The sequence below is a fragment of the Sulfolobales archaeon genome, assembly GCA_038881635.1.
GTDB lineage: Archaea > Thermoproteota > Thermoprotei_A > Sulfolobales > AG1 > WYEN01.
The window spans coordinates 20,504-32,541 of record JAVZPJ010000008.1 but is presented as its reverse complement, the minus strand read 5'-3'; the positions used below and the strand labels follow the sequence as shown (position 1 = coordinate 32,541).

Genomic DNA, 12,038 nt, shown 5'->3' with positions numbered 1-12,038 from the left:
TGAGATTTCTAGATGATAAATTATACTCCTAGATACACTTTTCTAATCTCGGGATCTCTTAGTAGCTTCTCAGGATCTCCCTCTCTTACTACGCTTCCCATCTCTATGATATATGCGTAATCTGATATCTCTAAAGCTTTTACAACATTCTGCTCGATAAGCATTATAGTTATATCTTCTTTCTCTCTAAGCTCTTTAATTTTCTGAAAGATCTGCTCGATCACCCTAGGACTTAGACCTAGACTTGGCTCATCAAGTATCAGAAGTCTTGGCTCAGCAATTAATCCTCTAGCTATAGCAAGCATCTGCTGCTCCCCACCACTTAACGTGCCTGCCTTCTGTGTAAGTCTCTCTCTTAGTATAGGAAATATATTGAGAACTTTCTCAAGATTATCTTTAAAATTCCTCCTAGCTCTTCTATTAAATGCTCCAAGCATTAGATTCTCGTAGACAGTCATGAGAGGAAATAATCTTCTACCTTCTGGAACATGTATAATACCTCTCTCAACAATCTCATGAGCTTCTAATCTTGTTATATCTAATCCTTCGAATAGTATAAGTCCGGGTTAGCGGTATCATAAGTATTACTACAGCTCAAGCTGTCATTGAAGCTCTTAAAACTCTAGGAGCTAGAGAGATCGTTGTGGCAACACCTTATATCGAAGAGATTAATGAGAGGGAGAGAAGATTTCTAGAAGATCAAGGTTTTAGAGTTCTAAGGATTAAAGGCTTAGGAATTCGTAAGAATACCGAGATAGGCAGGCTACCTCCATGGACTGCATACAGGCTAGCACTAGAAGCAATAAGAGATCTAAGAGCAGACGCTCTATTTATAAGCTGTACTAATTTTAGAACTATAGAGATCATAGAAGCTCTAGAGAGTAGACTAGGAATACCTGTTATAAGTAGTAATACTGCTAGCATGTGGCTGGCCTTAAGAAGTATAGGTGTTAAAGATAGAATACCCTATGGTAGACTTCTCAGAGAGTATTAGATCTTAAAAACTAGCTATATATAGCTTCTCAAAAACCCTATAGATCTTTAAAAGATCTTTTGCTCTTAGGCTATCTAATATAACCCACCTCACATTATAACCTACAATTCCTCCTCATAGTAGTACCTCTACAATACCATCATAGGATATGGTTTGATATGAGAGATACTCTAGCTAACCATAGTATGGTGGTCTTAGTACAATGGGATAACCTATATTCAAGCCAATAATGCTAAGAGAAGAGGAGAAGATGAGAGCATGATCAGAATCTCAGATCCTTCTTCTACTGACAAGCGGAATCACCATAACGTTTTTACTAAAGCCATAGAGCATGTAGGTATAACCGTATGATCAAGATCTTTACCGGCAGAATAACACTAGATACACAGCTTTTAATATGCTTAAGCAGATACCTAGCTCCGCACCACACTTTTTATTTCTTAGATAAAACACATCGCTATCTAAACCTTCTCTGACTTGTATTTCCTCTGAAATCTCTAAAACACGAGTATATCAAGTCTGATTCTGAGAGGTTTCTAAATAATGAGTGGTGGAGAAGAGTTCTTCTCACTGCATCTTTAATTATCATGGGAGTGGTTTAGGAGATCTCTAGAAGCGATCGTTATTTTTAATCTTTATGTTCTAACTCGTTATATGGTGATCATTCTGAGAACAAGAATTAAACCTCCTAAGATCAGGTCTGGAGCGAGAGTTCTTCTCATAGCTCCTTCAAGTTATCCTGTGTATCCTGAGATGAACCTTAGCATGGGAGTAGAGATCTTGAGAAAATACGGGTTTAACATAGTCTTCGGAGACAGTGTTAGATATGCTCTGAGAAAATGGTATCTCTCAGCACCGGAGGAGGTGAGAGTAAGAGATCTTATCGAAGGTTTCAGAAGAGAAGATATAGATGTGATATGGTGTGTTAGAGGAGGTGCTGGAGGTTTGAGACTTCTAGACTACATAGATTATGATCTGATCGCTAGAAATCCAAAACCTTTGATAGGCTTCAGCGATATAACAGCTCTTCAGAATGCTCTCTACTCTAGAACAGGACTTATAAGCATACATGGTGAGATGATCGCTACAACTCCCAAGCTCGGCGACGAGATCGGTCTAGAAAGATTTAAGAGAAATCTAGAGATGGTTATAAAGATCCTACAAGGAGAAACACTAGAGCTAAGACATCCAGAAGACGGAGCCTTCCCAAAAACAATAAACCCTGGAAAAACCTCTGGAGAAATTGTAGGAGGCAATCTAATACTATTCACACTAATCCAAGGCACACCTTATAGAGTGAATACAGAGAATAAAATAGTATTCCTAGAAGACATCAGAGAAGACGCCTGGAGAATAGATAACTACCTCACAACACTAGCCCTAGGAGAACACCTACAGAAAGCCTCAGGAGTAATCTTCGGAGAATTCCCAGAACCCGAAGCAAAAACACCCGCTCCAAGCATCGAAGAAGTCATAATAGATAGAGCTAGAAGATATATAAAAACACCATCATTCCTAAACTTCCCATGCTGCCACGGAGGAGATGAACACGGACACTATGTATACCCACTCGCAATAGGTTCTAGAATAACCATGGACGCAGATGAAGGAGTAGTATACATGGAAGAACCAGCTGTCGAATAGAAAACCCTCTCAAGCAGAGAGATCCACAGATCACATAAGATCCTCACTAGAATCACTCATCAGAGAAGCTACAGATCATAGGTTTCCTACTTAACTCTTAATACCCAAACCGAGAACCTCATCCTAGAAAGCCGGAGAAGAATCAGATGCATATAATATTAGTAGCAACTTATATCACGGGCGTGTCCTACAGGTGTGTTAAATGGCTAGATCAAGTTATTTTAAGAAAGCTACTATCATAAGCATTATAGCATCTCTAATAATAGAGGTTTTCATAGTACTAGCTCTACTCCACGGCTTAAACGCGATCTTCACATTAACAGGGATCTCTGGAGGCATCCTACTCCTAGTACTAGCATTTATCGCATACTACTATTATATTAATGGAGTTGAGCACTCTAGAAGAGCTATGACTTACATAGCTCCTCTGGGCATAGCTATAGGTGTTTCAGCTCTACTCCTGATCATAGGATCCTCTAATCCTATAGCTTATGTTTTCAAACTACTATTCACAGCATATCTATTCGAACTCTTCGTAGGATGGTTTCTGAGAATCGACTACGGCTACTACTCTAAACAAGCCTCATGGATCTTTTTCTCAGGAATCCTAATCTTCACCATAAGCCTAGCTCTACTTAACTACACCACTACAGCTCTCTACCTCAGTCTCGCAGGAAACACGATAAAGATCATAAGCTTGACAGAGCTGCTCAAAAGAATCTCTTAAAACCTAGAATAAGTAAACCCAGATATTCTTCTAAAACTCTACAGAGATCTCTATTAAAAGTATGAACCTACATCTATATAAGATAAGCTCTACCCTCAAAACACTACTCTAGAGAAGAACACTCAGACTATAAGCTCTGACGAGATCTTGAGAGATCGAGTGATATCCCAATTCATCTATATGCCACCTATAGAAATCTTATAAGCAGACTTACCACACCTGATAACGGTGATTCCTTGAGCGATATACTGAACATGGCTCAAGAGATGCTTGATAGATCCTCCTGGAGATCTGGTCATTGGAAGCTTTTCATAATCATATCAGCAACATTCTTTCTAGATGGAGTTCTATTCTCTATAGTTCCCGCATCTCTATACCTCATAGCACCCGACATCGCCATATATGTTCTAGCTATAAACTCTCTAGCATTCATGATAGGTGCCATAGCTCTGGGCAGGCTAGCAGATCTCTTCGGCAGAAGAATTCTCCTCATAACATCTCTAGCAATATACTTCATAGGAACAGTATTATTCCTCCTACTACACAGAATATATGAAGCACTCATAATATCAACATCACTAATAAACCTAGGAGTAGGTGGAGAGGTAGGAGCTGCATACTCAGCTCTAGCCGAGATGATCCCGGCGAGAGATAGAGGCAAAGCTATAATGCTCTCAGCAAACTTCTGGAATATAGGAGCCTTCATAATAGCAGGTCTAGCCCTGATATACACAGGACTCTACCAAGACGTGGAAACCCAGATAAGATCTCTAGCACTCTCAGCTCTAGTACTAATATCACTAGTAGCTCTAGCAAGAATCCACATACCGGAATCTCCTAGATGGCTTATCGAGAGAGGAAGAAGTGAGAAAGCTTTTGAAATAATACACAGACTAACAGGTTTAAAACCATCTCAGCAGGCATCAAATACTTCAATAGAGAGAGGATCTAGAGAGATAGGTTTGAGAGATATAACCAGATCAGGAGAATACCTATTCAGACTCGCGATCCTGATCATACTAACATTCACACAAATTCTCACATACAACATGATAGCATACTACGCACCATACGCACAAGACTTCAGATACGGCATTGAAAGCACTCCAATGATAATACTCATATCAAATCTAGGAGCATCAGTAGGAGCATTCATACTAATACCACTCATAGACAGAAGCAGAAGACATGCAACACTCTACTCATATCTAGGAGGCTTAGCAACAGCACTAGCACTAACAATCTTATACATGCTAGAAAAAGAACTAGGCATATACCTAGCAGCACTACTCATAAACATGATATTCGCAGAATGGGCTTGGGCATCTCTAAGCGCTCTCGAAAGCGAGTTATTCCCAACAGGTGTCAGAGCCTCGGTAGTAGGTCTCAACACAGGAATAGCATGGCTTGCAAACACTATAGTAGTACTAGCTGAGGCAAGCATAACAGCACTTCAATTCCTCTACATCGCAACACTACTATGGATGATAGGATTCATAGCATCACTACTATGGATGATAAGAGGAGTAGAATCAGCTAGAATACCTCTAGAAAAACTAGTCTCAAAACCTGTGAAAAAATAACACCCAGAACACTGTATAAGACTCTCAACTCTTCTTCTACACAAGGATCTATCAAAAATATAAGATGCCCAGAGGAGTAGGATAATAATGATAATAATGATAAAACCCGAGAATAACCCTTCATTCTCAAGATTAAAATCTCTTGGAAAACCGGCTGGAATCTATATCTAGCCGGAACACTCTAGAGAGAGAACTCACGAATCTAGTGTTTATCTCAATTCAATAATTCTTATTAGCATTACTATGAACACACTCTGCAGAACCTAGGAGAATTTCTAACCAGTAGATATCCTAGATATGATTGTATTCTACATCCTGCTTCTAACCTCCTCCTAATCCTAGTGATCTATTACTCATCCTACTATTAGTGATCTTTCATGGCATACTAAGAGTGTTTGTTGAAATACTTTAAAACATGTTTATGTATTAAAACCTCATACTCTAACTTCAGAGCCGTCGTCCACTAATCATCCTATCATTATTGGAGTCACTCATCATCTCATTAAAGTTATTATTCCGAAGGGTTATTATACTTACTCAGGTTATGAGATATAGCTTGCGATAACCATGTGATGGGCTTAGATGAAGCTGGTAGAGGTTCTCTCATAGGTTCTATGGTTATCGCGGGAGTCGTTATCAGAGAATGCGATATGCAGAAGCTTATTGAGATAGGTGTGAGAGATAGTAAGAAGCTTTCGAGGTCTAAGAGAGAGAGGATCTTCCAAGAACTGCTCTCTATAGCAAGACTTGTTATAGTAAGAGTAGTATCACCCTACGAGATCGACAGATCTAATCTAAATAAACTAGAGATCGAAACCTTCAGAAATATCATAGAGACAGCCTGCATAAGTCTAGGAGAATGTCCTCACAAGATCTACACCGATGCTGTAGAACCAGAGAAGAAAACCGAAGAAATTCTAAAGAGAATCAGAGGAGTTAAAGAAGTTCATGTAGAAGCCGAAGCAGAGGAGAAGCATCTGATAGTAGCAGCAGCAAGTATAATAGCTAAGGTTCTAAGAGACTGGCACCTAGATAGCATTAGAAGAACTCTTGGAGACATAGGATCCGGCTATCCATCAGATATAAGAACACTAAAATGGCTGGAGGAAAACAAAGAACTAGCAAGAGAACTCGGAGGATATCTCATAAGAAGGAAGTGGAGCACATATAAAAAGCAGATCCAGGAGATAACACCTACTCTAGACAAGTACATGCTACATGAAAAGATAAAAAACAATAAAAACAAAGAAGAAAACACTCAACCAGAAGACAGAACTCCTAAAAACCATCTCCCGTCCTAGATCTCTGTAAGTTCTCCTAGGACAGCACAGGGTTTTCACCTGGTTTTTAGTCCTGAACGGCTTGGAGCAACACTTCTATTATCTTCTCTTAATCAAAGAGCTCCTCATAAGGCCTGTAATCCCAATCGCAGACGCTCTCAAGCTAAATATCAAACCAAAATATCCGAGGAAGAAATGTGAGTGTAGCCTGTGAACATATGAGTCGATGTGCTCATATTGTATTTAATAGAGGCGAGGTATAACTTCTATCGGGACTTGTTTGAGTAGTAGTGCTGAGAATGCTGAGAAGATCCTAGGCGAGATTAAGAGGATTGTGAAGGAGGCTATTGAGGAGAGTAAGAGAGAGGATATAATAAAGCTTGGAACAGCTTTAGAGAAGATCTCTGAGGTTCTGAAAAGCATTTTAGAAGAACTGAGGAAGAACAGAGAAATATTAGAAGAGCACAGCAAAATACTGAAAGAACACAGTAAGATACTAGAAGAACATAGTAGGGTATTAGAAGAACACACCAGAATATTAGAAGAACATAGCAAGATACTGAAAGAACATAGTAGAATATTAGAGGGGCATACGAAGATATTGGAGAAGCACAGTAGAATATTAGAAGAACATAGTAAGATGCTAGAAGAACATGGTAGAACACTGATAGAACTCAGAATCGCTATCGGAAGTCTTGGGAAGCGTGTTGGAAGAGATCTTGAGAAGACAATCTTATCTCTTTATAAGGATAATCTAGCTAGGCTGGGTATAGATCCTGAGAAAGCTAGAAGATTCATATATACAGATCTTGAAGGAAGACTAGGTATTAGAGGAGCTAGATACGAGTTCGACGTGATCATAGAAGACGGAGGTGTGACAGTGATAGAGGTTAAATCAAGAGCTGAGAGAGAAGATATAGACTGGCTATATGACAAGGTTGAGAGAACGAGACAGCTTATCGGCAATGTGAGGAGGATAGTAATCATAGCTATAAATATAGATAGAGAAGCTCTTGAGAGAGCTAGAGAACTCGGGATCGATACCATATATGGGAGCGTGATAGATTAGAGAAGCTAGAGAAGGATGATATCAGAAGTTTTATCGCTATCTATTTACAAACATTCGAAGATTTCCTCGCCACTCACTACTTCTCTCTCAACCTTTCAAATCTTCTCTAGCAGATCGCTGTAGAAATACTCATGCTCGCTTTTAACACCTGTTCTTCTCTTCTCTGCTTCAATTGCTCTGAGCTCGGCTCTCCTGATCTTGCCACTTATTGTTTTAGGAAGTTCTGGCACGAACTCTATTATCCTCGGTATCTTGTATCTTGCAAGAATATTTCTAGCATGGTTAAAGATCTCTAGAGCTAGTTCTCTCGAAGGTTCATATCCTGGTTTCAACACTATAAATGCTTTAACAATCTGATATCTTATCGGGTCAGGACTTCCCACCACGGCTACTTCAGCTACTGCCGGGTGCTCGAGTAATGCACTCTCCACCTCGAAAGGTCCTACCCTGTAGTCCGAGGTTTTTATCACATCATCTGCTCTGCTTACGAAGAACCAGTATCCTTTCTCGTCGAAGTAGGCTTTATCTCCTGTGTAATAGTATCTACCTACAAATACTTCCTGATTTCTCCTCGGATCTCTCGCGTACTCCTTGAACAAGCCTATAGGCCTCCATCTATCCAATCTCACAACTATATGCCCGATCTCGTATGGTCTTGTAATCTCCCTCCCCTCATCATCTACAAGAGTTATGTCATACATGAACGTCGGCCTCCCAAAAGATCCTGGAACAATCCTTCCTCCCTTATACCATGGAGGGTTTCCTATCATGGCTGTAGTCTCTGTCTGACCATAGAAATCACGTATCTCTGTATCAGTCTCCTCCAACCATCTCTTATAGATCTCCGGGTTCAACGGTTCTCCCGCACTCACCACATCTCTCAACTTGAAGTCGAAGCTAGAGATAGGGATCTTAGATATCATAAACATTCTCCACGCTGTCGGAGGCGCGCAGAATGTCTTAACCTTATAATCTTGAACAGCCTGAAGATACTGCTCCGGGCTGAGCCTGCCTGTGTAGTAGAAGCCTGTTGTTGTTGCTCCCACCGAGAGTGGCGAGAAGAAACTACTCCAGGCGAACTTAGCCCATCCGGGAGCACTCAGATTATTATGAATATCACCTGGCTGAACATTTATTATCGATGCCGTGATTAGATGCCCCAGAGGATAGCTTACTGCTGTATGGATAACCATTTTAGGAGGTCCTGTGGTTCCAGATGTGAAGAAGTTGAATATAGGGTCTCTCGGACTTGTTTCCCCGGCTTCAGCATGAGTGCTCTCTCTTCTGATATCATCATAGCTTGTCCATCCACTCTTGCTACCAACCACGATCTTTATTTTAGGCTTGACCCCTACACTATTCAAAGCCTGATCTATCTTCTCAGCTGAATTCTCATCCGCTATCACTGCATCAGGCGGGTATGTTTTGAATCTATACTCAAGATCCCTCACCGTCATCAGAGTAGCTGTTGGAACACCAACGAAGCCTCCTTTCACAGTAGCATAATTAGCGAACCATACCTCTGGAAGGAGTGGGAGCATTATATAGAAGCTCTCTCCCTTCTTCAGACCGGCGCCGCGAAGAGCATTCACAAGCTTGTTACCCTCACCAGCGAACTCTGAATAAGTGTATCTTCTCTCCTCCCCCGTATCGAGATTAACCCAGAGCAGAGCATGCTGATCACCTCTCTCCCTAACATGTATATTCTCAACAACCTCCTCCGCCCAGTTAAAGCGATCCGGTAGCTCTATACTGTTCAATCTCTTGAAGAATTCTTCCATCGCTCTCGCTTTCCTATCATCATCAGGTAGCTGAACTAGAGACATGAACTCTCTATAGATCTTTGCAAGACCGAGATCGCTATAGGATCTTTCCGAAGCAGAAAAATCTTGATCCAAGGGAGTACACCCCCCGAATACTTTATATTTCTTAGCTTGTTTATATTTTTAAACACATCTATATCCTTAGCAGCATTCTCAACATCATATATTCTTAAAGATATTCTTAACAATACCTAATCACCAGCCTAGCTACAGAGTTTTATCATTATAAAATTATAAAATTTTAGCAAGAATCAATCGCGAAGATGAACGCAGATGAATACAGTCTATATACCTAGACTAACTATTGCGACACCGGCAAGGTCTGGTGAGATAGGAATTCCTCTCATACTCATATGATTCCTTTTCATCTTACTTCAGTTTTTCATACTTTTTACTACAGCCCCATTACATGCCTTGAAAAGCGAGATCTTCAGATTGTAAATCTCCAGCTCATCCTGATAAGAGAGACTGGATTGAAGAGATCTTGAAGTAGATGCTGGTGTAGATATTTCCGCGATCTATATACGGCTTGTGAAAGCTGGTATTGGACAGTATGGATCGCTGGCATCCAGCGATCCTTCTAGATGGTATGCTCGAACTCTATCTCCTCCGCCACAGTATTGTAGAAATTGGCATTGAGCGCACTTACCTCTTCTCACATACTTCCAAGGCTCTATGAATACTCTGTAGGGTTCTTTCTCGAGATTTCTTATTATACTGCTTAGATGCTCCTTCCTAACATTCCCAAGGTCTATGAAGTCTACGAACTGACATGGCTTTACACTTCCGTCAGGGAAGATCGATATTATTTTTCTCCCACAACCCCCTGATCTTTTAACAAACTCTAGTAATCTCTTCATCTCCACGCTGTCTCTAGCCTTCTTTATAGCTATATAGACCCCGTCGAAGGGGCCTAGCGTTGTCTCGATCTCTATTACCCCGGAGTATTTCTCAGCAAGTTCTATCACCTTATCCATAAAGATCTTGTACTGCTCTGGAAGTGGTATCCAGTCTCTAGGAAGCTTGAGAGCCCTGCCTACATAAGATAAATGATAGAATGTAACCCTCCTAGCTCCTATCGATGCTGCAAACTCTATTACTCCAGGTGCTTCTGAGATATTATACCTTGTTATAGTATATCTAATCCCTACACTTACACCGAGATCAACCAGGTTTCTAATCCCCTCAACAGCGGCTTTAAAAGATCCTCTAACACCTCTGAAGCTATCATGCCACTCAGGATTATAACTATCTATCGAAACACCAACATACTGAAATCCCGTGTCAAGGATCTTTCTAGCCATCATCTTATCTATTAAAACACCGTTAGTGCTAAGGACAAGCTTGATCCCGTAACCGGCTGCTCTCGATGCCAGTGTAAAGAGGTCTCTTCTGAGCAGGGGTTCTCCCCCGCTGAATATTATCAGCGGTGAACCGATATCCCTAATCTGATCCACAACATTTAAAGCCTCCTCAGTACTCAGCTCATATGGCGAGGGTGCTCCAGCATCTATGTAGCAGTGGAGACATTTGAGATTACAAGCTCTCGTTATATTCCAAGCTATGATCGGTCTTAACTCGCTGCTAAAGTTTGGTGGGGTGTCAACATCATGAGCACCCTTGATCTTGAATGAAACCGTACCCCTACCCGATACAAGGACGGAGACAGGGATCAAGATCTGTACCCTCTTGGTATGTATGGGCATAGAGGATCTGATTCCAGAGGATCTCCTGTAGAAGCATAAGCTCTAGCTCTACTTCCACCACATATATATCTAAACTCGCAAACACCACACCTACCTCTAAACCCAGCACTCTTGATCGTTTTAAGCACAGGGTTTTTCCTATAGATCTCCACAATACTTTCCCTCCTCACACTACCAATCGGATAAGGTGTGAAACCACTTGGATAGACCTCGCCTGAATAGCTTATAAAGATCACACCACTCCCATCTCTCGTGGGAGTTATCTCGAGAGCTGGTTTGCCGAAAGCATTCTCGCCAAGGATCTCCATAAGATCTGCTAGAAGCTTTCTATAGAGATCCCCAGGCTTTGGAAAGTGATCCGGCGGTTCTAAACCTCTCTCAACAACCCTCCTAATTATAGCCACCCTCCTGAAGAAGGGAGCCTCCACAGTCCTCACTCGAATTCCTGTTCTCGAGACATCGTAGAGGAAGTGGAGGAAATCCTCAGCCTCCTGTGGCGATAACTCCTCAAGCATCGAGGTTCTAGCTCTACCAACTATTACTAGAAAGAACACCTCCCACACAGGTACTCCATGCCTGTGGAGAAGCCCGACAAGTCTTGGCATTGAGAGAACATTGCTCCTCATAACAACAGTATTAACCTGAACCCTGACCCCCAGACTCATTATATATTTAACAGCTTTCCAACTCTCATCAAAAACACCTCTAACACCTCGTATAGAATCATGAACATCCCCATAACCACTATCAATACTTATCGAAACAGCCTTCAAACCCATATCAACCAGCTTCTCAAGAACACCATTCCACAGATTCGGAGACACGGCTGGAGCCAGAGCGAAGGGGATCCCAAGATCCCTAGCTCTCTCAGCAAGAACCAGCAGATCGCCTCTAACCAGAGGATCTCCTCCGGTGAATACAAGCAGGGGATAAGGCTTCCCAAACCCAGCTATATCCTCAATAAGTCTAAGCCCTTCATCGGTGCTCAACTCCCCTGGAAGAGGCTTAAGTATAGCTTCAGCCCTACAATGAAGACATGCCAGAGGACATGCTCTTGTAACCTCCCAGAAAACGATCAAGGGCTTCTCCTCAAACCCAGCTCTTCTAAACATTTAAGATACCAAAAGATAGATACCAGGATAGATAAAAACTCATGCTTCTCTACATATAACCTTTTAAAACTCTCTCAACATATCCTCAAACCCATAATAA

The 12,038-nt window shown here is 41.3% G+C and carries 10 protein-coding genes; 6 read left to right on the top strand and 4 right to left on the bottom strand.

Translation table 11 applies throughout. The features are described 5' to 3' along the window. Positions 1-20: 20 nt before the first annotated feature. Positions 21-557 (bottom strand): ABC transporter ATP-binding protein, encoded by a 537-nt coding sequence (locus tag QXS89_05975; protein ID MEM3831724.1) that lies wholly within the window; start codon positions 555-557, stop codon positions 21-23. Positions 558-574: 17 nt separating this feature from the next. Here QXS89_05975 and QXS89_05970 point away from each other — a divergent pair, with 17 nt between their 5' ends. The 6 genes from QXS89_05970 to QXS89_05945 all read left to right on the top strand — a co-directional run bounded on the left by QXS89_05970 (position 575) and on the right by QXS89_05945 (position 7,297). After that, positions 575-994 carry an aspartate/glutamate racemase family protein gene (locus tag QXS89_05970; protein MEM3831723.1) on the top strand — a complete coding sequence of 140 codons (420 nt, stop codon included), beginning with the start codon at positions 575-577 and terminating at the stop codon, positions 992-994. Between the two features lie 654 nt (positions 995-1,648). Further along, complete coding sequence (locus QXS89_05965) at positions 1,649-2,638, top strand: LD-carboxypeptidase (GenBank protein MEM3831722.1); 990 nt, start codon at positions 1,649-1,651, stop codon at positions 2,636-2,638. Positions 2,639-2,840: 202 nt separating this feature from the next. After that, positions 2,841-3,365, top strand: coding sequence for a hypothetical protein (locus QXS89_05960; protein ID MEM3831721.1), 525 nt, complete (start codon positions 2,841-2,843; stop codon positions 3,363-3,365). Positions 3,366-3,601: 236 nt separating this feature from the next. Further along, positions 3,602-4,948, top strand: a complete 1,347-nt coding sequence (locus QXS89_05955) for an MFS transporter (GenBank protein ID MEM3831720.1) — start codon at positions 3,602-3,604, stop codon at positions 4,946-4,948. A 572-nt stretch (positions 4,949-5,520) separates the two neighbouring features. Next, positions 5,521-6,249, top strand: a complete 729-nt coding sequence (gene rnhB, locus QXS89_05950) for a ribonuclease HII (protein ID MEM3831719.1) — start codon at positions 5,521-5,523, stop codon at positions 6,247-6,249. A 259-nt stretch (positions 6,250-6,508) separates the two neighbouring features. Further along, positions 6,509-7,297 (top strand): hypothetical protein, encoded by a 789-nt coding sequence (locus QXS89_05945; protein ID MEM3831718.1) that lies wholly within the window; start codon positions 6,509-6,511, stop codon positions 7,295-7,297. A 95-nt stretch (positions 7,298-7,392) separates the two neighbouring features. Here the strand turns inward: QXS89_05945 and QXS89_05940 are convergent, their stop codons facing one another. From QXS89_05940 to QXS89_05930, 3 genes are all read right to left on the bottom strand, one after another. After that, positions 7,393-9,195, bottom strand: coding sequence for an AMP-binding protein (locus tag QXS89_05940; GenBank protein MEM3831717.1), 1,803 nt, complete (start codon positions 9,193-9,195; stop codon positions 7,393-7,395). A 443-nt stretch (positions 9,196-9,638) separates the two neighbouring features. Then, complete coding sequence (locus tag QXS89_05935; protein ID MEM3831716.1) at positions 9,639-10,796, bottom strand: radical SAM protein; 1,158 nt, start codon at positions 10,794-10,796, stop codon at positions 9,639-9,641. Continuing rightward, positions 10,793-11,938: a TIGR04053 family radical SAM/SPASM domain-containing protein gene (locus QXS89_05930; protein MEM3831715.1), complete on the bottom strand. Its 1,146-nt coding sequence runs from the start codon at positions 11,936-11,938 to the stop codon at positions 10,793-10,795. Before QXS89_05930 ends, QXS89_05935 begins: the two co-directional genes overlap by 4 nt. Between the last annotated feature and the right edge of the window lie 100 nt (positions 11,939-12,038).